Source organism: Serratia sp. CY71090 (assembly GCF_052166845.1).
Lineage (GTDB): Bacteria > Pseudomonadota > Gammaproteobacteria > Enterobacterales > Enterobacteriaceae > Serratia > Serratia nematodiphila.
Genome location: NZ_JBJNOA010000019.1, coordinates 1 through 26,178, shown reverse-complemented (window position 1 = coordinate 26,178; position 26,178 = coordinate 1). Strand labels below are relative to the sequence as shown.

Sequence of the window (26,178 nt, the reverse complement as noted above, 5' to 3'; positions counted from 1 at the left end):
AACAATGACTAAGAAAGCCGATTACATTTGGTTCAATGGTGAGATGGTTCCTTGGGCCGAGGCCAAAGTGCACGTGATGTCGCACGCGTTGCATTACGGCACGTCGGTATTTGAAGGGGTGCGCTGCTACGACTCGCACTTGGGGCCGGTGGTGTTTCGCCATCGCGAGCATATGCAGCGCCTGCATGACTCGGCGAAAATCTACCGCATGCCGGTTTCGCAAAGCGTCGACGAACTGATGGAAGCCTGTCGCGCCACGCTGCGCAAGAACAATCTGGTCAGCGCCTACATTCGCCCGCTGGTGTTCGTCGGCGATGTCGGCATGGGCGTCAACCCGCCGGCCGGTTATAAAACGGACGTGATTATCGCGGCGTTTCCTTGGGGCGCTTACCTGGGTGAAGAGGCGCTGGAGCAAGGCATCGATGCGATGGTCTCCTCCTGGCACCGCGCCGCGCCGAACACCATCCCGACCGCGGCCAAAGCCGGCGGCAACTATCTTTCCTCTCTGCTGGTGGGCAGCGAAGCGCGCCGCCACGGCTATCAGGAAGGCATCGCGCTTGACGTGCACGGCTACATTTCCGAAGGGGCGGGCGAGAACCTGTTCCAGGTGAAAGACGGCGTGATTTACACCCCGCCGTTCACCTCGTCGGCGCTGCCGGGCATCACCCGCGACGCGATCATCAAGCTGGCGAAAGACATGGGCTTCGAAGTGCGTGAGCAGGTGCTGTCGCGCGAATCGCTGTACCTGGCCGATGAGGTGTTCATGTCCGGCACCGCGGCGGAGATCACGCCGGTGCGCAGCGTGGACGGCATTCAGGTCGGTATCGGTAAACGTGGCCCGGTGACCAAACAGATCCAACAGGCGTTCTTCGGCCTGTTCACCGGCAAGACCGAAGACAAGTACGGTTGGCTGGATCCGGTAAACCCGTAACGACAAGGCTCGCCGCGCAGCGTGGCGGACGACAAGACAGACAAGATAAGAAATATCCAGGCGGTTCGTTCGCCGCCTGCCATAAATACATTTGGAGTGAAAAGAGCATGCCTAAGTACCGTTCCGCCACCACCACCCACGGCCGCAATATGGCGGGTGCCCGCGCATTGTGGCGCGCGACCGGGATGACCGACGCCGATTTCGGCAAGCCGATCATCGCCGTGGTCAACTCCTTTACCCAGTTCGTGCCTGGTCATGTGCATCTGCGCGATCTGGGCAAATTGGTCGCCGAACAGATCGAAGCCTCCGGCGGCGTGGCCAAAGAGTTCAACACCATCGCGGTGGATGACGGCATCGCCATGGGCCACGGCGGCATGCTCTATTCCCTGCCGTCGCGCGAGCTGATCGCCGACTCGGTCGAATACATGGTGAACGCCCACTGCGCCGATGCGATGGTGTGCATCTCCAACTGCGACAAGATCACCCCGGGCATGCTGATGGCGGCGTTGCGCCTGAACATTCCGGTGATCTTCGTCTCCGGCGGTCCGATGGAAGCCGGCAAGACCAAACTCTCCAACCAGATCATCAAGCTGGATCTGGTGGACGCGATGATCCAGGGCGCGAACCCGAACGTCAGCGACGCCGACAGCGAGCAGATCGAACGTTCCGCCTGCCCGACCTGCGGCTCTTGCTCCGGCATGTTCACCGCCAACTCGATGAACTGCCTGACCGAAGCGCTGGGCCTGTCGCAGCCGGGCAACGGTTCGCTGCTGGCCACCCACGCCGATCGCAAAGAGCTGTTCCTCAACGCCGGCAAGCGCATCGTCGAGCTGACCAAACGCTATTACGAGCAGGACGACGAGAGCGCGCTGCCGCGCAATATCGCCAACAAGGCGGCATTTGAAAACGCCATGACGCTGGACATCGCCATGGGCGGCTCGACCAATACCGTGCTGCACCTGCTGGCTTCGGCGCAGGAAGGCGAGGTGGACTTCACCATGGAGGACATCGATCGCCTGTCGCGCAAAGTGCCGCACCTGTGCAAGGTGGCGCCGAGCACGCAGAAATATCACATGGAAGACGTGCACCGCGCCGGTGGGGTGATCGGCATCCTCGGCGAGCTGGATCGCGCCGGCTTGCTGAACCGCGAGGTGAACAACGTGCTGGGGCTGACCCTGCCGCAGACGCTGGAAGCCTACGACGTGATGCTGACCCGCGACGAAAGCGTCAAGAAAATGTACTCCGCCGGACCGGCCGGTATCCGCACCACGCAGGCATTCTCTCAGGACTGCCGTTGGGATTCGCTGGACACCGACCGCAAGGAAGGCTGCATCCGCACCCGCGAGCACGCCTACAGTCAGGACGGCGGATTGGCGGTGCTGTACGGCAACCTGGCGGAAAACGGCTGCATCGTCAAAACCGCCGGCGTGGATAAAGAAATCCTCACCTTCCGCGGCCCGGCCAAAGTCTATGAAAGCCAGGATGAGGCGGTAGACGCCATCCTCGGCGGCAAAGTGGTGGCGGGCGACGTGGTCGTTATCCGTTACGAAGGGCCGAAAGGCGGCCCGGGCATGCAGGAAATGCTTTATCCAACCACTTACCTGAAATCGATGGGGCTGGGCAAGGCGTGTGCGCTGATCACCGACGGGCGTTTCTCCGGCGGCACCTCCGGGTTGTCCATTGGCCACGCCTCGCCGGAGGCGGCCAGCGGCGGCCTGATCGCCCTGGTGCAGGACGGCGACATGATCGCAATCGACATTCCTCATCGCGGCATCCAGCTGGATGTCAGCGAGCAGGAGCTGGCGGCGCGGCATGAGGCGGAACTGGCGCGTGGCGACGCGGCCTGGACGCCGAAAAATCGTGAGCGTCAGGTGTCCTTCGCGCTGCGCGCCTACGCCTCGTTGGCCACCAGCGCCGATAAAGGCGCGGTGCGCGACAAGAGCAAACTGGGGGGATAAGCAGCATGGCGGTCTCTCAACCCCTACCCAGCGCCCCCTGCGGCGCGGAATATCTGCGAGCGGTACTGCGCTCGCCGGTTTACGAGGTGGCGCAAGTCACCCCGTTGCAGGCCATGAGCAAAATCTCTTCGCGCCTCGGCAACACCATTTTGGTGAAGCGCGAAGATCGCCAACCGGTGCACAGCTTCAAGCTGCGCGGGGCCTATGCGATGATCGCCGGGCTGGACGAAGAGCAGAAGGCGCGCGGCGTCGTGACGGCTTCGGCCGGCAACCACGCGCAGGGCGTCGCCTTCTCCGGTAAACGGCTGGGGATCAAAACGCTGATCGTGATGCCGGTGTCCACTGCGGACATCAAGGTGGATGCGGTGCGCGGTTTCGGCGGCGAAGTGTTGCTGCACGGCGCCAATTTCGACGAGGCCAAGGCGAAGGCGATTGAACTTTCCCAACAGCAGGGCATGACCTTCGTGCCGCCGTTCGATCACCCGACGGTGATCGCCGGGCAGGGCACGCTGGCGATGGAGCTGCTGCAGCAAGACGCGCATCTGGATCGGGTTTTCGTGCCGGTCGGCGGCGGCGGCCTGGCCGCCGGGGTGGCGGTGCTGATCAAACAGCTGATGCCGCAGATCAAAGTGATCGGCGTCGAGGCGGAAGACTCCGCCTGCCTGCGTGCGGCGCTGGATGCCGGCCATCCGGTGGATCTGGCGCGCGTCGGGCTGTTCGCCGAAGGCGTGGCGGTGAAGCGCATCGGCGACGAAACCTTCCGCCTGTGCCGTGAGTATCTGGACGACGTGATCACCGTGGACAGCGACGCCATCTGCGCGGCGGTCAAAGATCTGTTCGAGGACGTGCGTGCCATCGCCGAACCTTCCGGCGCGCTGGCGCTGGCGGGGCTGAAAAAGTACGTCCAGCAGCACAACATTCAGGGCGAGCGTCTGGCGCACGTGCTGTCCGGCGCCAACCTCAACTTCCACGGGCTGCGTTACGTTTCCGAGCGCTGCGAACTGGGCGAACAGCGCGAAGCGCTGCTGGCGGTGACCATTCCGGAACAGCAGGGCAGCTTCCTCAAGTTCTGCCAGCTGCTGGGCGGGCGCTCGGTGACCGAATTCAACTACCGCTACGCCGATGCCGACAACGCCTGCATTTTCGTCGGCGTGCGGCTGACGCGCGGCCACGCCGAACGGCGGGAGATCATCGACGAACTCAACGCCGACGGTTACCAGGTGGTGGATCTGTCGGACGACGAGATGGCTAAACTGCACGTGCGCTACATGGTGGGCGGGCGTCCGTCGAAGCCGCTGCGCGAGAGGCTGTACAGCTTTGAGTTTCCGGAGTCGCCGGGCGCGCTGCTGAAGTTCCTGCAAACGCTGGGCACACACTGGAACATCTCGCTGTTCCACTATCGCAGTCACGGCACCGACTTCGGCCGGGTGCTGGCGGCCTTCGAACTGGCGCAAAGCGAGCCGGAATTCGAGCGGCACCTGCAGGCGCTGGGCTACGATTGCCACGACGAAACCGACAACCCGGCGTTCCGCTTCTTTTTGCAGGGGTGAGCCGGATTGATAAGCAACCGTGACGCGTTAGTCAGTTTATAGGTTGCATGGTTGTGATTTTGTCGTGCATTTTTATACTGCCAAGACTTCTGACGTATAGGGATGCACGACAATGAAAACCGCTTTTTCTACGCCGTTCGGTTCTCCCGAAGACGATTTGACCAACGCCGAATTTGCCCGCTTGTTGGGCAATGCCGGGGTACAAGAGTTCTATCGCGATATTAATCTGCAAGCCTTGCAGGACTCGCTGGACTGCAGCCTCGCGTTTCATGGCGTGGGAATTATTTTTTCCGACGGGCAAAACTCATTTTTAGTCCGCCCGACGCAGCACACCGGTTATTCGAACGCTTCGCAGGTCACCCACGTGGTCATCAGCAAAACGGTGGCTCATACCTCGCGCGTTGCCGCGACCAATACGCTGTCGGAAGCGTTGAGCAAACCCAGCGTCAGCAAAGAGTTGGCCTCGGCCGCGCTGTCGTGCGGAACGCTGCTGGTATCGGTATTTTTACTGGCGTCGGGCAGCGTCGCCGTGCCGTTCACCGGCGGCACCAGCTCTGCGGTGGCTTATCTGGGCTATGCCGGCATGGCCGCCAGCGCGCTGCAGTGCGGCAATGGGCTATACCGCGTCAACAAGCTTTATGACGGGAAAGGCGATGAATTGGCGCAGCTCGACTCTGAGCAGTGGTATATCGCCACCAGCACCGTACTCGATGTGATCTCGCTGGCCAGCGCGGGGGCCGCCCTGAAGGAAGCGACGATGACCTACCGCGCCATGCGCCGCATTTCGGCGCGCAAGGCGACGGAATGGCTGAAAAGCATGCCCCGCAGCGAAAGGAAGCGGCTGACCGAAAACATCATTCGGGCGGAAAACCCGGGGATTTCCAATAACGTCTTGAAAGAGATGGTGAAGAACGGCTTATACCCGAAGCGCTATCCGACGGAAGCGATCCAAAACGGGCTGCGTCAGCAACTGCATTCGGCGCTCAATAACTCATTGACGTTCGTGGGCAGCGGCATCAGCGGCACCCTGTCTGCGCCGGTGAATGTGAAAACCACCGGGCAGTATTTTGTGGGCATTATGCAGAAATTGCCGCAGATGGTGAGGTAATGGCGGACTGGATGATTAAACGCCTGATTGTGCAGGGCCGGGAGATGGAAAGCCAAATCGCGGCGCGCGATCGCGCGCTTTTCGCCGGCGTGGATGCGCAGCTTGAGCAGCATTTCCTGACGCCGGGCCAGCGGCTGTCACCGCCGGGCGTCGGCAATGTCATGTTGCTGATGGTATGCCTGACGCTGGGGCTGGCGGGCGTGATGGGCCTGGCCACGGACGTGGCGGCCGCCTGGAGCGGCAAGACTTCCGCCGCCGTTCTCATGGGCAGCGGCGCGATCGTGGCGGTGTGGATGACGCTGATCCTGTTCCAACTGGTGCAGGGGAAAAACAGCGGGGTGGTATTGCTGCAATATTACCTTGGCATGCTTGGTCTGTGTTGCCTTGGCGCCGCAGTAGCGTGGGCGACGGGCGTGACCGGCATCGCCACCGTCGCCATGTTGCTGGGGGGCGCGGTGGGTGGTGCGCTATTCAGCAATCGGGCGGCGTTCTACCTGTATGTCGCTTATTTCCGCACGCGTCGGCGCGTGTTTATCAAACGCCGTTGGCAGAGGGAAGATCTGCGCAACACCCGATAAACCGTCAGAACGGAAAAACTTATGACGCAACCTTTCTCCGGCTTTAGCCAGCAGGGCCTGAATTTCCTGCAGCAGGTGCGGATCGAGAACGATAAGGCGTGGTTCGATGGCAACCGCGACATCTACGATCGCGAGCTGCTGGCGCCGTTTCGCGCGCTGGTGGAGCAGTTGGCTCCCGGCATGCTGGCGATCGATCCGCAGTTTGAGACTCGCCCGGCGATCGGCAAAACGCTGTCGCGCATTCATCGCGATACGCGCTTTTCTCACGACAAGTCGCGCTACCGCAGCCGCATGTGGCTGACGTTCAAGCGCCCGAGCAAAGACTGGAAAGATGCGCCGGTCTATTTTTTTGAACTGGGGCCGGACATGTTGCGCTATGGGCTCGGCTACTACAGCGCCAACAAGCCGACCATGGATCTGTTCCGCCATACGCTGAGGCAGCGGCCGCAGCCTTTCCTGGAGGTGGCCGCCTGCTGCCGGCCGCCGTTCGAGCTGGTGGGCGAAAGCTACAAGCGCCCGCTGGTGAAGGAGCAGGCGGCGGAGATCGCCACCTGGTACAACCGCAAGTCGTTTGCGGTGATGGTGACGGACAGCGAAGTGGAAAAGCTGTTCAACGCCGATCTGGCGCCGCTGCTGGCCGGGGCGTTTTTGCAGCTTGAGCCGCTCTACCACTGGCTGATGCAGGTAGAGACGATGAAGCAGATCGATCCGGCGGATCTGTAAACCTCGCGTCAGCGGGGATGCAGCAACCGCCAAAAGGCGTCGATCAGCGGATCGCTGAGGCGCTTTTTCTGGACGCAGACCCCCAGTTCGAAGGGTTCGACCATCGAGATGTTATCCAGCTGCGAGATGCGGTTGCGCACCGGCTCCGGGCTGTTGTCTACCACCACGCTCGGGATCAGCGCGATGCCGCAGCCCAGAGCGACCATCGACACGATGGCCTCGTGGCCGCCGACGGTGGCGTAAATCAGCGGATTGCTGATGCGGTGGCGGCGGAACCACAGCTCGATGCGTTTTCGCGAAGGGCCGTGCTCCGGCAGGATGAACGGGATCTCGGCCCAGTCGGGCTTGTCGGCAAACGCCTGGCTGCGTACCGCGCAGGGCAGCGCCGGTGCGATCAGCACCAGCGGGATTTCACCGATTTTGGTGAACGCCACGCTGGCGGGCAGCGTTTCCGGCCGGCCGGCGATGCCGAGATCGGCCTCGTTGGATTGCACCTTGTCGACCGCGTCGGCGGCGTCGCCGGTGGTCAGCTTAATTTCTACCAGCGGGTGCTGCGCGCGGAAGCGATCGAGGATCGGCGGCAGGTGGCTGTACGCCGCGGTCACCGAGCAGAACAGCCGCAGTTCGCCGCTCAGCGAAGGGCCGTGCTGGCCGAGCGAGTGCTTCAGCTGCTGATATTGCAGCAGCGTTTGCTGGGCGAATTCTTTCAGCTGTTCGCCGGCGTCGGTGAGCTGCACGGTGCGGTTATCGCGCAGGAACAGCGGCTGCCCGAGGATCTCTTCCAGCCGCTGGATCTGGCGGGAGAGCGTCGACGGGCTGACGTGCATCGCCTTGGCGGTGCGCCCGAAGTGATGGCTTTCGGCCAGATGCAGGAACAGCTTTAAATCACGTAAATCCATATCGATACGCTCGCAGTGAGAGTGTTGCAAAAATTGCAATATCACGTTCTCAATATATCAATTTAAGCAACGCATTTCCTGTTATACATTGAGTTTAACGAATCTCCGCACAGACAGGGCGGGGAATGAAAATAACAATGCAAGACAACATCAAACCGGAGTACCACCATGGCTAACTATTTCAACACATTGAACCTGCGTCAGCAGCTGGCGCAATTGGGTAAATGCCGCTTTATGGCGCGCGACGAATTTGCTGACGAAGCCGGCTACCTGAAAGGTAAAAAAGTGGTGATTGTCGGCTGTGGCGCCCAGGGCCTGAACCAGGGGCTGAACATGCGCGACTCCGGCCTGGATGTCGCCTATGCCCTGCGCAAAGAAGCGATCGACGAAAAGCGCGCTTCCTGGCGCAAGGCGACCGAAAACGGTTTTAAGGTCGGCACCTATGAAGATTTGATCCCGCAGGCGGATCTGGTGGTTAACCTGACCCCGGACAAGCAGCACTCTTCCGTGGTGCGTGCGGTGCAGCCGCTGATGAAAGACGGCGCGGCGCTGGGGTATTCCCACGGCTTCAACATCGTTGAAGTGGGCGAGCAGGTGCGCAAAGACATCACCGTGGTGATGGTCGCGCCGAAGTGCCCGGGCACCGAAGTGCGCGAAGAGTACAAGCGCGGCTTCGGCGTGCCGACCCTGATTGCGGTTCACCCGGAAAACGATCCGAAAGGCGAAGGCATGGCGATCGCCAAAGCCTGGGCGGCGGCGACCGGCGGCCACCGCGCCGGCGTGCTGGAATCCTCCTTCGTCGCTGAAGTGAAATCTGACCTGATGGGTGAGCAGACCATTCTGTGCGGCATGCTGCAGGCGGGTTCGCTGCTGTGCTTCGACAAGCTGGTTGCTGAAGGCGCCGATCCGGCTTACGCCGAGAAACTGATTCAGTTCGGCTGGGAAACCATCACCGAAGCGCTGAAGCAGGGGGGCATCACCCTGATGATGGATCGCCTGTCCAACCCGGCCAAGCTGCGTGCCTATGCGCTGTCCGAACAGCTGAAAACCATCATGGCGCCGCTGTTCCAGAAGCACATGGACGACATCATTTCCGGCGCCTTCTCCAGCGGCATGATGGCCGACTGGGCGGAAGACGACGTGAAACTGCTGACCTGGCGCGAAGAGACCGGCAAAACCGCGTTCGAGAATGCGCCGCAGTTTGAAGGCAAGATCAGCGAGCAAGAGTACTTCGATCATGGCGTGCTGATGGTGGCGATGGTGAAAGCGGGCGTTGAGCTGGCGTTCGAAACCATGGTCGATGCCGGCATCATTGAAGAGTCGGCTTACTACGAGTCGCTGCACGAGCTGCCGTTGATCGCCAACACCATTGCGCGTAAGCGTCTGTATGAAATGAACGTGGTCATCTCCGATACCGCGGAGTACGGCAACTACCTGTTCGCCAACGCAGCGGTGCCGTTGCTGAAGGACTTCATGACCACCCTGCAGGCGGGCGATTTGGGCAAAGCCGTGGCGGGTACGGCGGTGGACAACGCGCAGCTGCGCGACGTGAACGAAGCGGTGCGCAGCCACCCAATCGAAACCGTCGGCCGCAAGCTGCGTGGCTACATGACCGACATGAAACGTATCGCCGTTGCGGGCTGATTTTCCGCAAGATAAAAAACAAAAGCCGGCTGCAATGCCGGCTTTTTTATGCCTGCGGCGGCGCGATCAGTTGCCGTTCAAGGCCGCGCCGGATCGCGTGTTTGGCGTTGGCGACCCCCAGCTTACGCACCGCATTGCCGATGTGAAACTTCACCGTGCCGGTTTTGATCCCCAGGATCAGCGCGATCTCATTATAGGTTTTGCCCTGGCTGGCCCAATAGAGAATTTCCCCTTCGCGCGGCGAGAGCCGATCCTTTCGGCCAGCCTCGGCGCTGGCCAACGCAAACGCGTGCTGGTGGGTATCGACCAAGACCATCTGCAGGCTGGCCCTTTCTTCCTCCATTAGCTGCCGCAGTTCGGCGTCATCGGCCGCCGTCGCGCTGATCGACAAGATCGCCAGATTGTTGTCGTGATCGTGCAAAACAAAGCTGCAACCGTGCACGATGTCGTACTCCCGCGCCTGGCTGAAGATCTTCCGGTAATGCCGATCCTCGGTGGTGAGGGCGGTGTCGTGCCACATAAAGGGCGCACAGCGGTTATGGGCGGCGCGCACGACGGGATCGATGCGCTGATAGCGATTGGCACTGTAGATGTCCAGCCATTCTTGCGGATAGCTCGATACCAGCAGATGGCGGTCGGGATGGTGTTTATTGAAGGTCAGGTAAGCGTATTTGAATTGGCTGAAGGCCTGTAGCCGGCCATCAAGATGCAGTCTTGCGGCGACGGCGTTGGCGAATGTGACGGCCATCGGTAACCTCCCTGTCGTTCGGCGGCTCAGCCCGACCTGCACCAAAGTCCAGCTAGTCAGTGCGGCGGATTGAAATTTATACTCGGCTAATAAATTCAAAAAGACGGCAATGCCAAGACCCGAGCTTAGCAGCTCTGGGCGGAAATAAGCCAACGCCAGGGAAATTCTTTCAATCATCCTCTGATCAATGCTTCTGGGATCCATTGCGTGGGCGGCGGGGTGACTTCGCCGCCGCCTTATTGATTATGCGGGCATCATTGCTGCGGGAATGATGGCGCCGCGATGTTGGATCACCGTCGCAGCAAGCTGGTGGCCGCGCTGCGCCGCCTGCTGGGCACCGCCGCCGTTCAGGCGCACCGCCAGGTAGCCGGCGCTGAAAGAGTCGCCCGCCGCGGTGGTATCCACCACGCGCTCCGGCGGCAGCGCGATCGCCGGCACCTCAAGCCGCTCCCCCTCCACATTGAACACTAGACAGGCATCCGCGCCGCGTTTGATAACGATCTCGCCGACGCCGAGCGCCTGCGTGCGCGTCACTATCTGTTCAACCGGCTGCGCTCCCCACAGCAATTCTTCGTCATCCAGCGTCAAAAAGGCGATGTCGGTGCAGGCCAGCACCTCGCGGTAGGCCTGCTGCGTTTCCTCACGGCTTGGCCACAGGCGCGGGCGGTAGTTGTTGTCGAAGATCACCTTGCCGCCGTTGGCGCGACAGCGGCGCAGCAACGCCAGCAGCTTCGTGCGGTCGGCAGGCGCGAGGATCGCCAGGCTAATGCCGCTGAGGTACAGGTAATCGAACTGCGCCAGCCGCGCGCACAGTGCGTCGGCCTGCGGTCCAGCAAGCCAATAGCGGGCGGCGGCGTCATTGCGCCAATAGTAGAAAGTGCGTTCGCCGGCGGCGTCGGTTTCGATCACGTACAGGCCCGGCAGCTTGTTGTCGAATTGCTGAATCAACCCGGTCTCGATCTTCTCCTGCCGCCAGGCTTGCAGCATCTCGCCGCTGAAGCTGTCGGTGCCGAGCGCAGTGACGTAATGCACCTGCAACGTCTGTTTCGGCATTTGGCGGGCGAGGTAGACGGCGGTGTTGAGGGTATCGCCGCCAAAGCCGCGCGTCAGCTGTGCGCCCTGCTGCGACAGCTCGATCATGCATTCGCCGATCACGGCGAGGTTTCGGATAGTCATCGTCAATAAGCCCTGGCTAAAGAAGAAGCAACAGCCACCAGTCTCCACGCAAGGCGGTAAGAGAGTCAATAAATTAAAACAGTGTTTTAATTTTTTATGATCGCGATCGGCCAACGCCAACAGGGTGAAGAGGAAAGCATGCGGCAATTCGTGCTTAAAGTTTTACGCGGCGTGGCCGATAAGTTGGGTAAAGAAACAGCGGCAGCGCTCTCACTTCCCCGCCACGGCGATAGTACCGATGATAACCAATCTGATCTCGGGTCTGCTGGCGCCCTGTTTTGCCCTCTATGCCTGCGCCAAATCGCGGCGCTACTGGCGGCAATGCCGGCGCTTGTATACCTTCCAGCCGATTTATCGCACCAGCGGCGCGCTGTTGGCGGTGGAACTGCTGACGGCGGTATATCACCCGAATGAGCCGGACAAGCGGCAATCCCCGGAACACTATTTTGCCTCGCTCGGCGTCGCCCAGCGTTTGCGGGTGGTTCAGGAACAGCTGGCGCTGTTGCAGCGCTGGCAGGCGTTGTTCACCCGCCATGCGGTGATGGTGTCGGTCAATATCGACGGCATCGCGCTGCAAGCATTACAGCGTCATAGCGCCTTGCAACGGCAGATCGCCGAGATGCCCTATCTGCGCTTCGAGCTGGTGGAGCACGCCGCAACGGCATCAAGCCGCCCGCTGCAGCAGATTGTCGGCGGCGAGCGGCTGTGGCTGGACGATTTCGGCAGCGGGCTGGCCAACTTCTCCGCCGTCGGCGCCTGGCGCTATCAATACATCAAGGTGGCGCGCGAATTGTTCACCTTGCTCAAACAGTCGGAAGAGGGCGTCCAGCTGCTCGGCACCCTGATCAAAATGATGAACCAGCACAGCGACGGGGTGATCGTCGAAGGCGTGGAAACCGAGCAGGAGTGGCGGCTGGTGCAGCGCTCCGGCGCGTTGGCCGCCCAGGGCTACTACCTTTCCCGTCCGGCGTGCTTTGAAACGCTGCACAGCGTGCCGACGCTGTTCGCCGCGCCCGGCGCGCCGGCGTGAACTCCGGCCTATCCTCAGCTAGGCTTAAACGGGGCTGCTAACTCCTTTTCCTTTCATTCGGCAGCCCGATTTATGCGCTGAGGGAGCCGCTATGACAAGAACAGGAAAGGTTTTCAGCTGGCTGGGCGGCATTGTGCTGCTGCTGATCGTCGCGCTGGCGATCTTCATCGCGACCTTCGACTGGAATCGACTCAAGCCCGCCATCAACGACAAAGTGTCGGCCGAACTGCGGCGACCGTTCGCCATTCGCGGCGATCTGGGCGTCGACTGGTCGCGCAATCCGGATGAGGGCGGTTGGCGCGCCTGGGTGCCCTGGCCGCATATTCACGCCGAAGACGTGTGGCTGGGTAACCCGAAAAACATGCCCGGCGACAGCATGGTGACGCTGCAGCGCGTCGACGCCAGCATCGCGCCGCTGGCGCTGCTGGGTAAAGAGCTGCTGATCCCGCGCATCTGGCTCAAGCGGCCGAATGCGTCGTTGCAACGTCTGGCCAACGGCGATAACAACTGGACGTTTGACCTGGCCGCCGACCAGGATCCCAAGCAGCCGCCTTCCGACTGGTCGTTCACCGTTCACGACATCGTGTTCGACAAGGGGCAGATCGCCTTTAAAGACGCCACGCTGAAGGCGGATTTTCGCGCCGTCATCGATCCGCTCGGCAAACCGTTGCCGTTCAGTGAAGTGACCGGCAAACAGGGCGGCGACAAGGCCGCCACCCCCGATTACGTTTTCGGCTGGCAGGTGAAAGGCAAATATAACGGCGAGCCGTTGAGCGGCAGCGGCAAGATTGGCGGCATGCTGTCGCTGCAGAGCGCCGATTTGCCCTTCCCGCTGCAGGCCGACGTGCGCTCCGGCAGCACCCGGGTGGTGGTCGCGGGCACCTTGTCCGATCCGCTGAACCTCGGCGGCCTGGACGTGCAGTTGAAGTTTTCCGGTGAAAGCCTGAGCAACCTCTATGGCCTGACCGGCGTGTTGTTGCCGAATACCCCGCCGTATGCGACCGATGGCCATCTGACCGCCCGACTGCATCAGCCGGGCGGCGCGGTGTTTGAGTACCAGAAATTCGACGGAAAAATCGGCGATAGCGACATTCACGGCAGCTTGAAGTACGTTGCCGGTAAACCGCGGCCCACGCTGAGCGGCGCGGTGAACTCCCGGCAGCTGAGGTTGGCGGATCTGGCGCCGCTGATCGGCGCGGACTCCAACGCCGCCAAAGCCGGGCGCGGCGAAAAGAGCCGTCAGCCGGCGGATAAGGTGCTGCCGGTCGAACAGTTCGATACGCAAAGCTGGAGCAAGATGGATGCGGACGTGAAGTTTGCCGCCGCGCGCATTGAACGCGGCAGCGATTTGCCGCTGAGCGATCTGGCCACGCACCTGAAGCTGAACAATGGCGAACTGCGCCTGGATCCGCTGCGCTTCGGCATGGCGGGCGGCAGCCTGAACGCTGTCGTGCGCCTCGACGGCGGCAAAAAGCCGATGCGCGGGCAGGTGGATATGCATGCACGCAAACTTCAGCTTAAACAGCTGTTGCCGAACGTGGAGGCGATGAAGCGCAGCCTCGGGCAGATGAATGGCGACGCCAGGTTGACGGGCAGCGGCAATTCGGTGGCCGAACTGCTGGCGACCAGCAATGGCGACCTGCGCCTGCTGATCAATAACGGGGTGATCAGCCGTAGCCTGATGGAGATCCTCGGTCTGAACGTCGGTAACTATCTGGTGGCGCAGCTGTTCGGTGACGACGTGGTGGGCATCAACTGCGCGGCGGCGGACGTCGGCATCCGCAGCGGCGTCGCCGCGCCGCGACTGTTTGTGTTCGACACCGAAAACGCGGTGATCAACATCACCGGCAACACCAACCTCGCCACCGAACGGCTGGATTTGTCCATCGATCCGGAAAGCAAGGGCATGCGCGTGCTGACCCTGCGATCGCCGCTGTACGTGAAAGGCACCTTCAAGCACCCGGACGCCGGGGTCAAAGCCGGGCCGCTGATCGCGCGCGGCGCGGCGGCGGTGGCGTTAGGGGCGGTGCTGACGCCGGCGGCGGCGCTGCTGGCACTGGTCTCGCCCAGTGAAGGCGGCGAGGAGAACCCGTGCGGGCAGATCCTGCGGGAGATGAAAGGCAAAAAATAATCAGGCGCGCGGCGGCGGCGTGAGCAGCCGGCAGTCGTGATCCTGGATCTCTTCCGCCGAGGCCAGGGTGAACGGCAGCAGGCTGCGCTCGGTTGCCAGCAGCAGGAAATCGCCGTCCGGCAGCGCGGTCATCGCCAGGCCGAAGCTGCCCATGCGCCCGTCGGCGCGCGGCAGGCCGGAGGCCAGCAGGCGGAAGGCGCCCTGTTGTTCCAGTTCAGCGGCGGTCACCCGCCGCCCCAGATAGTCATGCCCCAACAGGCCGCCGGGCAGCGGTTGCCATTGCTTGATGAAATGGGGGCCGATTTGCGCCAGCCGCTGTTTTACCGCCGGCAGCAGGCAGGAGATATGAATGTGCAGCTGGTTTTGCGTGCGGCCATATTCCGAATTGATCGCCAGGGAAATATCGCCGTCGTCGATCGGTTTGCCATAGCGTTCCGCCATCACGTGGCGCGCGCGCCAGGCCTGGGCGAAGAAATTCGGCGTGGCGGCGTCCAGCACCGCCGGGCTTTCGATACCGGTGATTTTGGCGCTGGGCATCAGCAGGTATTGCAGCGGCCCGTTGCGATCTTTAAACACCACGAAACCGGCCTGCACATCCACCTGCGCGCAGGGCGCCGGGTTGTCGTGCGCCTGCTGATTGGGCAGACATTGCTGGCTGACGATGCGCCACAGCGCATCGGGATGGTCGGGTTTCAACCCGTAAAAGAGCGCGATGGCGATAGCCGCCAGCAGCGCCACGCAGACAAATACCCCACGACGCAGAGACATCGGCCGATCCTGTTACCGAGAGAAACATTCAGCATAGCCCGGTTTTATGACAGGAAACGAACACCGCGTGCGGCCCCCCGCAGTGAGGGGGCCGTAGGGGATCACAGCGACTGATGGCGGGTTTCTTTCATCAGCAGCAGGGCCAGCAGCGTCAGCCCGGCCATCGCCGCCAGGTACATGCCGACGTAGAACAGCCCGTAGTGGGCCGCCAGCCAGGTGGCGATATAAGGCGCCACGGACGCGCCGAGGATCGACGCGACGTTGTAGGAGAACGAGGCGCCGGTATAGCGAACTTCGGTAGGGAACAGCTCCGGCAGCAGCGCGCCCATCGGGCCAAAGGTCAGCCCCATGATGCTCAGGCCGCACAGCAGGAAGCCCATCACCAGCGCCTGGTTGCCGGAACCCAGCAGAGTCGGGAACAGGAACGCGAAGCCGATCATCAGCAGGGTAATGGCGATCATGGTCTTGCGGCGGCCGAACGCGTCCGCCAGCAGACCGGCGATCGGCACCATCACGCCGAAACCGATCACCGCTACCATCAGCATCCACAGGAAGCTGTTGCGGGAGTAACCGAGCCCGAGCGGCTGCGGCGCGGTGCCGTAGGTCATCGAATACACCGTCATCAGATAAAACAGCGTGTAGGTCGCCAGCATGATGAAGGTGCCGAGGATGGTGGCTTTCAGATGCTTGCTCAGCAGCGTGCCGAGCGGCACTTTTACCTGTTTGCCGGCCTTGGCCACTTTGGCGAACACCGGCGTTTCATGCAGTGATACCCGCACGTACAGGCCAATCAGCACCAATGCGGCGGAGAGGATGAACGGCACGCGCCAGCCCCATTCCATAAATTGCTGGTCGCTCAGCAGCCATGAGAGCAGCAGGAAGGTGCCGTTGGCGAAGAAGAAACCGATAGGCGCCCCCAACTGGGGGAAAGAGCCGTACAGCGCGCGCTTTTTGGCCGGCGCGTTCTCCGTCGCCAGCAAGGCGGCGCCGCCCCATTCGCCGCCCAGCCCCAGCCCCTGCCCAAAGCGCGCCAGCGCCAGCAGGATAGGGGCAAAGATGCCGATGGTTTCATAGCTCGGCAGCAGGCCGATCAGCACGGTGGAAATCCCCATGGTCAGCAGCGAGGCGACCAGCGTCACCTTGCGCCCGACGCGATCGCCGAAGTGGCCGAACAGCGCAGAGCCGATAGGGCGCGCGACAAAGGCGACGGCGAAGGTGGCCAGCGACTGCAGCGTCGCGGTGGTCGGGTCGCCCTGCGGGAAGAAGATGTGCGGGAACACGATCACCGCGGCGGTGGCGTAGATGTAAAAGTCGAAGAACTCGATGGCGGTGCCGACCAGCGAGGCGACGATGACTTTCCCGCGAGAATTCACCGGTGTGGACGCGTCGTCGGCGTCGAGAGGGGGTGCGATGGTGGCTTGCATATCTATTTCTTATTGTTGGGGGGCAAAAATCCATCTTAGTGACAGCATTCCGCCTTTTCAACGCGGGAACTCTGGGCAGCGCCGCCGCTAACCGGTTAAAAAGACTAATGTTTTACCTGGCTTCTTTTCTGTAGCGTTAAACGTTGAGAAATGGGGTTCATGCAGAGGGAATGGCTGTAAAAACGGGAAAGAAAAGTGATTGGGTAGTTTGTTATGCTGGTTTTTCGAATACCATGCCGCATGATTTAGAGGGATTGACTGGTTTTATGTTTATTAACCAGAGGAAAGTGCCGGCGCGTGCGATAACACCGGCACGATTGCATGGCTTCAGCGTGTCGGCGGCTCGCGTTCAGGCAAGGCTTTGTCGCCTTGGTAGTCGGCCGTTGCGATCCAGGCGGCGCAAAACAGCGTCAGGCGGGCGAAGAAGTAGAAGAACGCCATCAGTCCGATCACCGAGCCGAAGGCCGCGCCGGAAGGCGATTTCGCCACCTGCGGCAGCGTCATCGTCATCACGAACTTGATCACCTCAAAGCCGATAGCCGCAAGCAAGGTGCCGCGCAGCAGCGCTTTTTTCTTCGGTTTGTGGCGCGGCAGCATCCAGAAAATCCACAGGAACAGCAGATAGTTGGCGAAAATCGAGATCGACAGTGCGATCGTCGTCAGCGCCGGCCGCAGCCATTCGATGCCGTCCAGCCCCAGCGCGTTGACGATCGCCGCCTGCGCCGACCCGGCGACCGAGGTCAGCGACAGCGTGATAATCAGCGCGACCACCAGGCCGGTCAGCGAGATGAAATCGCGGGTGTACTTGAAATAGATTTTCTCCTGATCCTGCGGATTGCGCTCCCAGACGTCACGTGACTGCGCGCGGATCGCTTCGCGCAGGTTGCCCATCCAACTGATGCCGGAATAGAGCGCCAGCGCCAGGCCGGTCAACCCCACGGTGGTGCGCTGCTGAATGGCGGTATTGACGGTGTTCTTCAGCGTGCTGGCCAGCGTCGGATCGCTGATGCTGCCGACGATCCGGTTGATCAAGCGGGCCAGCAGATCCGGGTTGGAAGCCAGCACGAAACCGGCGGCGGCGAACGACACCATCAGGATCGGGATCAGCGAGAGGAATGAAAAGTAGGTGATGGCGGCGCCGAACTGGCTGCCCAGCCGATCGTTAAAACGTTCGGCGGCGCGCAGCAGGTGCGCCACGCTCGGCCAGGCTTTGATGCGTTCAATCAGACGTGAAAAACCGCTGATGCGGCGGTCGAGCGTCTCATGGCCGGTCTTGATGGCGATAAGCGGCTTCGGTGGCGTGTCTTGTGCGGGCTCGCGGCGTTCCTGGTCTGGTCCTGTAGGCATTACTTCACGATTTCCTTAACGTTAAACGGCATGTATCAGCGTTGATTATAGCCAAAGCCCTGCGGCGTTTTGAGCGCCGGGGCGGCAAACGGTCAATTTCCGAGCTTAACGCGTTAGCGCCCTGCATGAAATGCCGGGGATGGCGCGATAGGTAAAATTCCTATGGAAACCCCGTGGCGCCTCGGTTTTTTTCACTTCTCTACCTCCAATTTTTATCTGTTTCGTCGGCGAGAAAGCGTTTACTCATGATGTGGCGTCGCGCTTTGCCGCTCGTCGCTCCGCTGCAGCCGTAGGGGCTGGAACGGTCTTATCCGTCATCAACAGAAAAACTGGAAGGTCTTATGAAATTGCTTAATCACCCCACCTGTCGTCCGTTTACCGAAGCGGGCAATCTGTCGCAGATCTCCGCCTACTATGAAGAGGGGCGGCACATCATGTGGATGCTGCTGCGCGCTGCGCCACGCCCCTGCTTCAACCAGGCGTTGATTGAAGACATCATGACGCTGGCGCAGGCGGCGAAGGAGTCTTCGCTGCGGTTCGACTTCTGGGTCACCGGCTCGCTGGTGCCGAACATGTTCAACGTCGGTGGCGATCTGCAGTTCTTCGCCGAAGCGATCAAAAACCGCAAGCGCGAGGCGATGATGGCCTACGCGCGCGCCTGCATCGACTGCGTGCATGCGGCGGCGCGCGGTTTCGACACCGGCGCGGTCAGCATTGCGATGGTTGAAGGCAGCGCGCTGGGCGGCGGTTTTGAAGCGGCGCTGGCGCACCATTTCGTATTGGCGCAAAACAATGCGCGCATGGGGTTCCCGGAGATTGCGTTCAACCTGTTTCCCGGCATGGGGGGTTACTCGCTGGTGGCGCGCAAGGCGGGCATGCGCTTGGCCGAGGAGCTGATTTGGGGCGGCGAGTCGCACACCGCAGAGTGGTTCGAGAGTCGCGGGCTGGTAGACCAGCTGTTTCAGCCCGGCGATGCTTACCTGGCGACGCGCACCTTCATCGATACCATCCGGCCGAAGCTCAACGGCATGCGCGCCATGCTGCGGGCGCGTCAGCGCGTGTTGCAGCTGACGCGTTCCGAGCTGATGGACATTACCGAAGATTGGGTGCACTCGGCCTTTACCATTGAGGAAAAAGACCGTGCCTACATCGAGCGGCTGGTGATGTTGCAGGATCGCCATACCCTGAACCTGCGTCGTGCCGGCTAACGTTAACGCGCCCGCCTCATGCGGAGGGTGAGCGCGGGCGATAGGACTGCAGCCAATGCTCCAGCTGTTCCGGGAGCATTGGCCGCGCGAACAGAAAGCCCTGTTTTTCGTCCACGCCGACTTCGTCGAGGAAGTGGTTTTCGCTCTCGGTCTCCACTCCTTCGGCGATCACGCGGAAGGCCAACGCCTCCGCCGCCGCGACAATAGCGCGTACCAGCGATTGCGATACCGGATTGAAATTCACCCCGCGCACGAAGCTTTTATCCAGCTTGATGGCGTCCAGAGGAATGCGTGCCAGCTGCGCCAGCGACGAATAGCCGGTGCCAAAGTCGTCGAGATGCACCTGCGCGCCCAGTTCGCGCAGCCGGGTGATCAGCGCGCGCGCGCGATTCTCGTCTTCAATCAGGCTGCTTTCGGTCAACTCGAAGTCCAGCAGACAGGGGGCCATGCGGTGACGGTGCAGCACCCCGAGCAGGTCGTTGACGATGCTGTCATCGGCCAGCTGACGGGCAGAGAGGTTGACCGCCACCCGCAGATTCAATCCCTGCTCTTGCCACTGCGCCGCCTGCCCGGCGGCGGTTTGCAGCACCCATTGGCCCAGCGGGCCGATCAGGCCGGACTCCTCGGCGTAGGAGATGAACTGCAGCGGTGGGATCAGGCCGCGCTCCGGCGAATCCCAGCGCACCAGCGCTTCCACGCTGTGCACTTCACCGCTGTGCGCGTCGATTTTAGGCTGGTAATACAGCACCAGCTGATTTTGCTCCAACCCTTTGCGCAGATTGGTGTCCAGCCACATGTACTCGGCGACGCGTTTGTTCATCTCCGGCGAGAAGACGGTATAGGTGCGTTTTCCGTGCTCCTTGGCGACGTACATGGCGGTATCGGCGCTGCGGATCAGGCTGTCGAGATCGTTGCCGTGCTCCGGACACAGCGCGATGCCGATCGAACAGCCGGTATACACCTCAATCAGGCCGATGCGAAAAGGGGTCTTCAGCCTGTCGATAATGCGCTGCGCCAGCGTTTGCAGGCGCTCGCGATCGCTTTGTGGCGCCAGCACCAAGAATTCGTCGCCGCCGAGGCGGGCGAGCACTTGATCCGGGCTCAGGCAGCCGAGGATCGCCAGCGCGACCTCGACCAGCAGCCGATCGCCGAACATATGGCCGTAGGCGTCGTTGACCTTTTTGAAGTTGTCGAGATCGAGGTACACCAGGCCGAAACTCTCTTCGCCGCGCGTGGCGATGGCGTGATTGATCTTGTCCTGTATGGCGTTACGGTTCGGCAGGCCGGTGATGAGATCGGTGTTGGCCAGCACCCGTAGCCGCTCTTGCGCGCGGCGTTCTTCGGTGATGTCGGTACCGGAGCAGATCAGAAAGACTTCGTTTTTTCCGCTGCCGCTGTGCACGAATTTGTTGCGAAACAGGAACAGCCGTTCACCCTTGACCGTCTTTACCCAGCGTTCCACCTCATAGGACGAACCGTTGCGGAAGAAGCCGGCGATGTTGCGCCGCGAAGCGGCGGCTTCTTCCGGGCTCATAAACAGTTGGAAAACGTTTTTGCCGATCACCTCGTGTTCGTGCAGCCCGGTGTACTCCTCGCTCAGCCGGTTGAAGCGCTGGATGCGGCCGTGCTGATCGACGATCACGATCACCGAGTTGGCTTCGGACACCACCTGCTCGGCGAAGGAGAGGCCGTGCACCAGGTCGCGCGCCACGGATTGGGTGTCGCTGAAGGCGGAAGCGGTGCCCGCCCATTCGAGGTTGTTGACGCGGCGCCCGACCAGATGCAGATGCAGCGGTTCACCGGCTAGCGTAATGGTCAGCTCAAGGCTGGCGGTCACGCCGGTCAGACGGCGGATTTTCGCCGCTTCCATGGCGCTGAGCGCCACCGCGACATGAGCTTTGCCCTTAATAGCGGACAGCTCCAGGGCATTGCTGTCAAACGCCAGCCGCCAGTGGGGGCTTTGGGTGCCGAAGTGAGCGCTAAGAAGCTCAGGGCCTTGGTCTGCGGGCATGACGATTCCTCAAAAGAGCACGGGCGGGCGGCCGGCACAGCGCCGGGCAGCCTGTTGGCCCGAAAGCGATCGCCGTACGCATCTGTGCATCATATAACAGGTTTTCACAGGCGGGGCGGGTGATGGAAACTATTATATAAGCAATGATTAGTTTTGCGGTGTAAACGTCGCCCGGCGGCCGCTTGCCTTAAAGTGTAGGAGAACATCGGATCGTGTGATGCTTAGTGATTTCCCCTGCTATCGGAAAACGGTTGATACAAGGTTGCCGTGCAGGTGAGTAAATTATAGCGGTGAGGGGAAAGCGGAAAAATAACTCCACCGGGGGGATTTTTGCCGAGAAATTAAAATTTCCATCAAATAAACGCCATCTTCATAGTTTTCTCATAATTGGTGAATAAATCCGATCCGGGTTTTAAAAAGTTTACACACCCTCGCATTACTTGAAATTTATCAGCCTATTATTATCTCCGACAACGAATGAGCCTGTTAACGTACAGCGCTCCTGATGAAGAAAATTTTTAAGGAAATGATTATGCGTAAATTGACGGCTTTATTTATTGCTTCCACGCTGGCCCTGGGTTCTGCTTCCGCGGCGTTCGCCGCCGATACGGCTACGGCCCCGGCGGCGGATGCGGCGCCGATGAAAATGATGCATCACAAGGGTGAAGGCAAAGGCGGCCCGTTCGCCGGGCTGAACCTGACCGAGCAGCAGCGCCAGCAGATGCGCGATATCATGAAAGAGTCGCACCAGAAGCGCGGGCCGGGCATGAAAGAGGAGCGCCAGGCGTTGCACAATCTGGTCGCTTCCGACAGCTTTGACGAAGCGAAGGCGAAGGCGCAAATTGACGCGATCGGCAAAGCGCAATCCGAACGCATGCTGGCACGCGCCAAAGCGGAAAATAAAATGTATAACCTGCTGACGCCTGAGCAGAAAAAACAATACAATGAGAATTATCAGAAACGCGAGCAAAAGATGATGGACCACATGAATAAAATGAAGGAGCAGATGCCCGCCGGTCAGTAATATCCGCTCGCGGTGAATAATAAAGGGCCAGGCTATTTGTCTGGCCCTTTTTATTTGGCGTTATCACCGGCAGGTTCTGCAGTGAGTGATAATCATTCCCCGCCGACAATGCGCCGGAACTGTTCGGCAACGGCCTGTGCAAAGCGCGGGTCGTTAATATGATAAGGCGTTTTTATCAGCCGGCGTTTGTCGGTGGCGTATACCGTTTCTTCCAGCGCTTGCGTAAAGGCGGCCAGCGCCGCCGGATCCCAGAACGGTTGGCCGGGCGCATCCAAAGCCGATACGCCGCCCGCCGGGATAACGAAACGCACTTCGCCCGCGCAGGCGTTGATCTTTTCGCCCATCCAGCGCCCCATTAACGCATTCTCCCGAGCGCTGGTGCGCACCAGCGTCACTTGCGGGTTGTGATGGTGACGCAGACGGTTGGCATAGCGAGCCGGCACCGTATTCGGCGCGCCGAAGTTGATCATGTCTATCGCGCCGCAGGAGAGCACGCACGGGATGCCGGTACGCGCGATGGCACCGAAACGATCCGTATTGCAGGGCAGCACACCGCCAAACAGGTAATCGGCCACTTCGGTAGTGGTTAAATCGATGGCACCGTGCAGTTGGCGGTTATCGATCAGTTTTTCCAACGATCTGCCGCCGCTGCCGGTCGCATGAAACGTCAGACAATCCCATTGTGTTCCCAGTTCGGCAATCAACGCCTGAACGCAGGGCGTGGTGACGCCAAACGTCGTCAGGCCGATCGCGGGTTTGTTGTCGTGATAGTCGACGGCGGCGAAGTGCACTGCGCCGGCTATCTGGCGCGCTGCGTTGCTCAGCACCCGTCGCGAGATGCGGTTCAGGCCGGCGAGATCGGTGACCGAATACAGCATGTTGATATCGCTGGCGCCGACATAGGCGGAAACGTCTCCCGCCGCCATGCTCGAGATCATCACTTTCGGCAGGCCGATCGGCAGCTGCTGCATGGCCGGCGTGATGATGGCGGTGCCGCCGGAGCCGCCCAGGCCAAGCAAGGCGGCGATATCGCGGCGCGTCAGGATAAAACGTTCGAAAGCGGTCGCCATGGCGGCGATCGCCTGGCCGCGACTGGCGCAGAAGACCGCGTCGGCGCCCGCCGGATGGTGGCGTGCGACGTCCTCTGGACCGATATCGGCCGGGGAGTCAAACGGCAAGCGACGAGTGGAAAGATCGACGGTTCGCGTGGGTAAATTCAGGGCAGCGATCAGCCGCCGTACATACTCCAGCTCTTGTCCTTTCGTATCTGCTGTGGTAGCAATATAGACAAAATTTGAAGTGTCTTTCATGTATCTTCCTGGGGTTTTTCTAATTTTTATTTATAAATCATTTTGTTATATTTTTTAGAGTGCCCTGGTGTTGGCGTTTAAATTAAATTGATTAATGTATTTATATAATGAGACGGCAGTATCATTTTTGCAAGGGCAGCTCAGTGCAAAATGGGACTCCTGTCTCATTTTTGAGCTTTTCAACGTGGCCGGCGTTTTGCCGGCAGCCAGTCGACAGAGGCGCATCCTCTGTTGCGCAAGCGTGTGCAGATGCATGAGGTTTATGTGCCGATAGATGCCTTTCCCACCCCGTTTGATCCTTCACTGACTTCCACCCGGGCAAAAACCTACCGTTTGTTGCTGGCCAGCGCGATGACGCTGTATGACGAAGGGGCGTTTCCTTCGATCACCGAACTGGCGGCGCATGCGCAGGTATCGCGTGCGACGGCCTACCGCTATTTCCCGACCCAGAGTGCGCTGATTAGCGCCGTGGTGGCGGAAAGCCTGGGGCCTATTCTGGAATGGCGCCCGCAAGACGATGACGCCCTGAAACGCATCCGGCAGTTGCTGACTTTCGCCTATCCTCAGATGGAGCGGCACGAGGGAGCATTGCGCGCGGCGCTGCAACTCTCTTTGCAACAGTGGGCGCACGCGACGCCGGGCGAGAAATTCGTGCGCGGCAACCGCAAGCGTCTGTTGGCGCTGGCGGTGGAACCGCTGCAGGGCAAACTGCCGCCGGACTCTCTGCAGAGAGTGATTCATGCTTTCTCGCTGATTTACGGCTCGGAGGTGTTCCTGGTGCTGAAAGATATCTGGGGGCTGGAGCTTGAGAGCATTCAGGACGTCACGCAATGGATGGCCAAAGCCATTCTGCGTCAGGCGGAAGATGACGCGACGAACTGCAAAAAAACATCAGCAGGATAATCCAATTTTTGCCGATGGCCGAGTGAAAAACCAGCATAATTCACTGAGTGAATATTGGCAAAATTTATAATTAAAAGTGATAAAAGACGCCTGTTAAGCACTTTTCAGTCGGCCGCACTCTTCATGTCTCCATGAATTATATTTTTATTTATCAGTAAATTATAATTTATCTCTTCACTTATTATCGCCGTTTTGATACCGGCAAACGTCATTGTCATTTCTTATCGGCACTGGCCTGATTCACCCCTGAAACATTCTCTCCTCCCGTCGAACTGCCGGATGACACATTAAGCGCACTTGAGATTGTTGTGCTTTATTTATTTGGTGTTACCAAACTGTTACACAAAAAATCTTATAAAACATTTGCAAACAACAACGGACGGTATCTGGGATGGAGAAGAAACGTAGAGGAGTCAAATCCGCTCGGGCGGCCTTCGGCTGGCCTGAAATCGGAGTTCATCGCGCACAATGGAGCGCGATGCTGATCTGCCTGACGGCGATTGGCGGGGCGCAGGCCTCCAGCTATATAGAGAACGGCCAGGCGGGCGATCCGGCCAGCTGGCGCAGCAGTGAGTTCAATGCGGAATGGGGGCTGGGGGCGATCCACGCCGACCAGGCCTACGCCGCCGGTTATACCGGAAAAGGCATCAAACTTGGCATTTTCGATCAGCCGGTTTACGCCAAGCACCCGGAGTTCGCCGGTGAGAATAAGGTGATCAATCTGGTTACCGAAGGCATCCGTGAATACACCGATCCCTATATTCCGGTGAAAAAAGGCGACGCTTTCCGCTATGACGGCACGCCGAGCGTGGATTCCGATGGCACGCTCGGTTCGCACGGCACCCACGTGGGCGGCATCGCCGCCGGCAGCCGAGACGGCGGCGCCATGCACGGCGTGGCGTTCAACGCGCAGATCATCAGCGCGGAGAACGGCGATCCCGGCCCGGAGGACGGCATCATCCTCGGCAACGACGGCGCGGTGTATAAGGCCGGTTGGGATGCGCTGGTGGCCAGCGGCGCGCGCATCATCAACAACAGCTGGGGCATCGGCATTACAGATAAATTCGCCAAGGGCGGTAAGAACCCGGCTTATCCGCATTTCACCGTTGACGATGCGCAAAAGCAGTTCGATCAGATTAAACAGATCCTCGGCACCAACCCCGGGGGCGCCTATCAGGGCGCGATCGACGCGGCCCGCAGCGGCATGGTCACCATCTTCGCCGCCGGTAACGATTACAACCTGAACAATCCGGACGCCATGGCCGGCCTGGCCTATTTTGTGCCGGAGATTGCGCCGAACTGGCTGTCGGTCGCCAGCTTGCAGGATCCGACCAATACCGGCGATTACAGCATCAGCACCTTCTCTTCTCGCTGCGGTTATACCGCCAGCTTCTGCGTCTCGGCGCCGGGCACCCGGGTATACAGCTCGGTAATCGAAGGCACCAGCCTAGAGAATCTGACAACCGGCTACGCCAAATACAGCGGCACCTCGATGGCGGCGCCGCACGTGGCCGGCAGCGTCGCGGTGCTGATGGAGCGTTTCCCGTATCTGAGTGGCGCGCAGGTGGCGGAAGTGCTGAAAACCACCGCCACCGATATGGGCGCGCCGGGCATCGACGCGCTCTACGGTTGGGGGATGATCAACCTGGGCAAGGCCATCAACGGCCCGGGCATGTTGGTGACTGCCGAAGATATTCCTGCGGAGTT

General features: G+C 60.5%; 21 protein-coding genes. 13 read left to right on the top strand and 8 right to left on the bottom strand.

The annotated features are described in order from the left end of the window. The first annotated feature begins 4 nt into the window (after nucleotides 1–4). The 6 genes from ACJ8OK_RS23680 (at nucleotide 5) to ACJ8OK_RS23655 (ending at nucleotide 6,848) form a co-directional block, all read left to right on the top strand. On the top strand, nucleotides 5–931 hold the full coding sequence (locus ACJ8OK_RS23680) for a branched-chain amino acid transaminase (RefSeq protein WP_004929958.1): 927 nt from the start codon (nucleotides 5–7) through the stop codon (nucleotides 929–931). 107 nt (nucleotides 932–1,038) lie between these two features. Further along, nucleotides 1,039–2,889 (top strand): dihydroxy-acid dehydratase, encoded by a 1,851-nt coding sequence (gene ilvD / locus ACJ8OK_RS23675; RefSeq protein WP_033631836.1) that lies wholly within the window; start codon nucleotides 1,039–1,041, stop codon nucleotides 2,887–2,889. A 5-nt stretch (nucleotides 2,890–2,894) separates the two neighbouring features. After that, nucleotides 2,895–4,439 (top strand): threonine ammonia-lyase, biosynthetic, encoded by a 1,545-nt coding sequence (ilvA, locus tag ACJ8OK_RS23670; protein ID WP_015379394.1) that lies wholly within the window; start codon nucleotides 2,895–2,897, stop codon nucleotides 4,437–4,439. A gap of 112 nt (nucleotides 4,440–4,551) precedes the next feature. Next, nucleotides 4,552–5,547: a hypothetical protein gene (locus tag ACJ8OK_RS23665; protein WP_016930472.1), complete on the top strand. Its 996-nt coding sequence runs from the start codon at nucleotides 4,552–4,554 to the stop codon at nucleotides 5,545–5,547. After that, nucleotides 5,547–6,125: a hypothetical protein gene (locus ACJ8OK_RS23660; protein WP_060557932.1), complete on the top strand. Its 579-nt coding sequence runs from the start codon at nucleotides 5,547–5,549 to the stop codon at nucleotides 6,123–6,125. Before ACJ8OK_RS23665 ends, ACJ8OK_RS23660 begins: the two co-directional genes overlap by 1 nt. Before the next feature lie 21 nt (nucleotides 6,126–6,146). Next, the gene (locus ACJ8OK_RS23655; RefSeq protein ID WP_048326462.1) at nucleotides 6,147–6,848 is read left to right on the top strand and encodes a DUF2461 domain-containing protein; all 702 of its coding nucleotides are present in this window, start codon (nucleotides 6,147–6,149) and stop codon (nucleotides 6,846–6,848) included. Nucleotides 6,849–6,856: 8 nt separating this feature from the next. Here ACJ8OK_RS23655 and ilvY read toward each other — a convergent pair whose 3' ends face one another. Further along, nucleotides 6,857–7,747: an HTH-type transcriptional activator IlvY gene (gene ilvY, locus ACJ8OK_RS23650; protein ID WP_004929971.1), complete on the bottom strand. Its 891-nt coding sequence runs from the start codon at nucleotides 7,745–7,747 to the stop codon at nucleotides 6,857–6,859. 168 nt (nucleotides 7,748–7,915) lie between these two features. Between ilvY and ilvC the strand changes: the two genes are divergently transcribed. Next, the gene (gene ilvC, locus ACJ8OK_RS23645) at nucleotides 7,916–9,391 is read left to right on the top strand and encodes a ketol-acid reductoisomerase (protein ID WP_004929973.1); all 1,476 of its coding nucleotides are present in this window, start codon (nucleotides 7,916–7,918) and stop codon (nucleotides 9,389–9,391) included. Nucleotides 9,392–9,437: 46 nt separating this feature from the next. On the opposite strand, the gene ACJ8OK_RS23640 is transcribed toward ilvC, so the two are convergent. Both ACJ8OK_RS23640 and ACJ8OK_RS23635 read right to left on the bottom strand, forming a co-directional pair. Beyond that, entirely contained in the window at nucleotides 9,438–10,139 is a 702-nt protein-coding gene (locus ACJ8OK_RS23640) for a LuxR family transcriptional regulator (protein WP_033631840.1), read from the bottom strand. 243 nt (nucleotides 10,140–10,382) lie between these two features. Further along, nucleotides 10,383–11,315: a sugar kinase gene (locus ACJ8OK_RS23635; protein WP_033631841.1), complete on the bottom strand. Its 933-nt coding sequence runs from the start codon at nucleotides 11,313–11,315 to the stop codon at nucleotides 10,383–10,385. A gap of 238 nt (nucleotides 11,316–11,553) precedes the next feature. Between ACJ8OK_RS23635 and pdeH the strand changes: the two genes are divergently transcribed. Then, complete coding sequence (pdeH, locus tag ACJ8OK_RS23630; RefSeq protein ID WP_021505226.1) at nucleotides 11,554–12,345, top strand: cyclic-guanylate-specific phosphodiesterase; 792 nt, start codon at nucleotides 11,554–11,556, stop codon at nucleotides 12,343–12,345. Nucleotides 12,346–12,436: 91 nt separating this feature from the next. Next, a complete protein-coding gene (locus ACJ8OK_RS23625) occupies nucleotides 12,437–14,476 on the top strand; it encodes an AsmA family protein (RefSeq protein ID WP_060557922.1) in 2,040 nt (679 codons plus the stop codon). On the opposite strand, the gene ACJ8OK_RS23620 is transcribed toward ACJ8OK_RS23625, so the two are convergent. The 3 genes from ACJ8OK_RS23620 to yhjD form a co-directional block, all read right to left on the bottom strand. Beyond that, a complete protein-coding gene (locus ACJ8OK_RS23620) occupies nucleotides 14,477–15,244 on the bottom strand; it encodes a CDP-diacylglycerol diphosphatase (RefSeq protein WP_015379387.1) in 768 nt (255 codons plus the stop codon). A 101-nt stretch (nucleotides 15,245–15,345) separates the two neighbouring features. Beyond that, nucleotides 15,346–16,668, bottom strand: a complete 1,323-nt coding sequence (locus tag ACJ8OK_RS23615) for an MFS transporter (protein ID WP_004929985.1) — start codon at nucleotides 16,666–16,668, stop codon at nucleotides 15,346–15,348. Nucleotides 16,669–16,995: 327 nt separating this feature from the next. Then, a complete protein-coding gene (gene yhjD / locus ACJ8OK_RS23610) occupies nucleotides 16,996–18,015 on the bottom strand; it encodes an inner membrane protein YhjD (RefSeq protein ID WP_033631844.1) in 1,020 nt (339 codons plus the stop codon). Nucleotides 18,016–18,356: 341 nt separating this feature from the next. Here yhjD and ACJ8OK_RS23605 point away from each other — a divergent pair, with 341 nt between their 5' ends. Continuing rightward, entirely contained in the window at nucleotides 18,357–19,223 is an 867-nt protein-coding gene (locus tag ACJ8OK_RS23605) for a crotonase/enoyl-CoA hydratase family protein (protein WP_004929989.1), read from the top strand. 16 nt (nucleotides 19,224–19,239) lie between these two features. Here ACJ8OK_RS23605 and pdeR read toward each other — a convergent pair whose 3' ends face one another. Then, nucleotides 19,240–21,234: a cyclic di-GMP phosphodiesterase gene (pdeR, locus tag ACJ8OK_RS23600; protein ID WP_004929992.1), complete on the bottom strand. Its 1,995-nt coding sequence runs from the start codon at nucleotides 21,232–21,234 to the stop codon at nucleotides 19,240–19,242. 532 nt (nucleotides 21,235–21,766) lie between these two features. Between pdeR and spy the strand changes: the two genes are divergently transcribed. Then, nucleotides 21,767–22,258, top strand: a complete 492-nt coding sequence (gene spy, locus ACJ8OK_RS23595) for an ATP-independent periplasmic protein-refolding chaperone Spy (RefSeq protein ID WP_028128096.1) — start codon at nucleotides 21,767–21,769, stop codon at nucleotides 22,256–22,258. Between the two features lie 92 nt (nucleotides 22,259–22,350). On the opposite strand, the gene ACJ8OK_RS23590 is transcribed toward spy, so the two are convergent. Further along, nucleotides 22,351–23,568 carry a Tm-1-like ATP-binding domain-containing protein gene (locus tag ACJ8OK_RS23590; RefSeq protein ID WP_442531150.1) on the bottom strand — a complete coding sequence of 406 codons (1,218 nt, stop codon included), beginning with the start codon at nucleotides 23,566–23,568 and terminating at the stop codon, nucleotides 22,351–22,353. A gap of 249 nt (nucleotides 23,569–23,817) precedes the next feature. Between ACJ8OK_RS23590 and ACJ8OK_RS23585 the strand changes: the two genes are divergently transcribed. Both ACJ8OK_RS23585 and ACJ8OK_RS23580 read left to right on the top strand, forming a co-directional pair. Further along, on the top strand, nucleotides 23,818–24,471 hold the full coding sequence (locus ACJ8OK_RS23585; protein ID WP_317525376.1) for a TetR/AcrR family transcriptional regulator: 654 nt from the start codon (nucleotides 23,818–23,820) through the stop codon (nucleotides 24,469–24,471). 478 nt (nucleotides 24,472–24,949) lie between these two features. After that, on the top strand, nucleotides 24,950–26,178 hold a 1,229-nt coding region (locus ACJ8OK_RS23580; RefSeq protein WP_442531148.1), incomplete at its 3' end, for a S8 family peptidase.

Coding starts and splice junctions, on each gene's coding strand:
- ACJ8OK_RS23605 (WP_004929989.1), top strand. CDS start 18,357: ATGAAATTGCTTAATCACCCCACCTGTCGTCCGTTTACCGAAGCGGGC.
- pdeR (WP_004929992.1), bottom strand. CDS start 21,234: ATGCCCGCAGACCAAGGCCCTGAGCTTCTTAGCGCTCACTTCGGCACC.
- ACJ8OK_RS23640 (WP_033631840.1), bottom strand. CDS start 10,139: ATGGCCGTCACATTCGCCAACGCCGTCGCCGCAAGACTGCATCTTGAT.
- ACJ8OK_RS23590 (WP_442531150.1), bottom strand. CDS start 23,568: ATGAAAGACACTTCAAATTTTGTCTATATTGCTACCACAGCAGATACG.
- pdeH (WP_021505226.1), top strand. CDS start 11,554: ATGATAACCAATCTGATCTCGGGTCTGCTGGCGCCCTGTTTTGCCCTC.
- ilvA (WP_015379394.1), top strand. CDS start 2,895: ATGGCGGTCTCTCAACCCCTACCCAGCGCCCCCTGCGGCGCGGAATAT.
- ACJ8OK_RS23660 (WP_060557932.1), top strand. CDS start 5,547: ATGGCGGACTGGATGATTAAACGCCTGATTGTGCAGGGCCGGGAGATG.
- ACJ8OK_RS23680 (WP_004929958.1), top strand. CDS start 5: ATGACTAAGAAAGCCGATTACATTTGGTTCAATGGTGAGATGGTTCCT.
- ACJ8OK_RS23635 (WP_033631841.1), bottom strand. CDS start 11,315: ATGACTATCCGAAACCTCGCCGTGATCGGCGAATGCATGATCGAGCTG.
- ACJ8OK_RS23655 (WP_048326462.1), top strand. CDS start 6,147: ATGACGCAACCTTTCTCCGGCTTTAGCCAGCAGGGCCTGAATTTCCTG.
- ilvC (WP_004929973.1), top strand. CDS start 7,916: ATGGCTAACTATTTCAACACATTGAACCTGCGTCAGCAGCTGGCGCAA.
- yhjD (WP_033631844.1), bottom strand. CDS start 18,015: ATGCCTACAGGACCAGACCAGGAACGCCGCGAGCCCGCACAAGACACG.
- spy (WP_028128096.1), top strand. CDS start 21,767: ATGCGTAAATTGACGGCTTTATTTATTGCTTCCACGCTGGCCCTGGGT.
- ilvD (WP_033631836.1), top strand. CDS start 1,039: ATGCCTAAGTACCGTTCCGCCACCACCACCCACGGCCGCAATATGGCG.
- ACJ8OK_RS23620 (WP_015379387.1), bottom strand. CDS start 15,244: ATGTCTCTGCGTCGTGGGGTATTTGTCTGCGTGGCGCTGCTGGCGGCT.
- ACJ8OK_RS23625 (WP_060557922.1), top strand. CDS start 12,437: ATGACAAGAACAGGAAAGGTTTTCAGCTGGCTGGGCGGCATTGTGCTG.
- ACJ8OK_RS23665 (WP_016930472.1), top strand. CDS start 4,552: ATGAAAACCGCTTTTTCTACGCCGTTCGGTTCTCCCGAAGACGATTTG.
- ilvY (WP_004929971.1), bottom strand. CDS start 7,747: ATGGATTTACGTGATTTAAAGCTGTTCCTGCATCTGGCCGAAAGCCAT.
- ACJ8OK_RS23585 (WP_317525376.1), top strand. CDS start 23,818: ATGCATGAGGTTTATGTGCCGATAGATGCCTTTCCCACCCCGTTTGAT.
- ACJ8OK_RS23615 (WP_004929985.1), bottom strand. CDS start 16,668: ATGCAAGCCACCATCGCACCCCCTCTCGACGCCGACGACGCGTCCACA.